The sequence below is a fragment of the Serratia nevei genome (genome assembly GCF_024160145.1).
GTDB classification, from domain to species: Bacteria; Pseudomonadota; Gammaproteobacteria; order Enterobacterales; family Enterobacteriaceae; genus Serratia; species Serratia nevei_A.
In genome coordinates this window covers 1-596 of record NZ_JAMYWQ010000107.1, presented here as the reverse complement: position 1 = coordinate 596, position 596 = coordinate 1, and the positions used below count along the sequence as shown (strand labels likewise).

The following is a 596-nucleotide window of genomic DNA, read 5'->3' as shown; positions in this document are numbered from 1 at the left end:
CCTATGGGGCGCAGCAGTGGGGAATATTGGACAATGGGGGAAACCCTGATCCAGCGACGCCGCGTGGGTGAAGAAGGCCTGCGGGTTGTAAAGCCCTTTCGGTAGGGACGAAAGCCTCCGACCTAACACGTCGGGGGGTTGACTTAACCTACAGAAGAAGCACCGGCTAACTCTGTGCCAGCAGCCGCGGTAATACAGAGGGTGCGAGCGTTAATCGGAATTACTGGGCGTAAAGCGCACGTAGGCGGCTTGGTATGTCGGGTGTGAAATCCCCGGGCTCAACCTGGGAACTGCATCCGAAACTGCCTTGCTCGAGTATGGGAGAGGGAAGTGGAATTTCCGGTGTAGCGGTGAAATGCGTAGATATCGGAAGGAACATCAGTGGCGAAGGCGACTTCCTGGACCAATACTGACGCTCAGGTGCGAAAGCGTGGGGAGCAAACAGGATTAGAAACCCGAGTAGTCCACGCCCTAAACGATGACAACTGGATGTCGGGAGGGTTTGCCTTCCGGTGTCGTAGCTAACGCGTTAAGTTGTCCGCCTGGGAAGTACGGCCGCAAGGTTGAAACTCAAAGGAATTGACGGACGACGGATT

At 55.9% G+C, this 596-nt stretch carries 1 rRNA gene; it reads left to right on the top strand.

The window, feature by feature from the left end:
* Positions 1–596, top strand: a 16S ribosomal RNA gene (locus tag M6G53_RS24955); the annotation flags it as partial.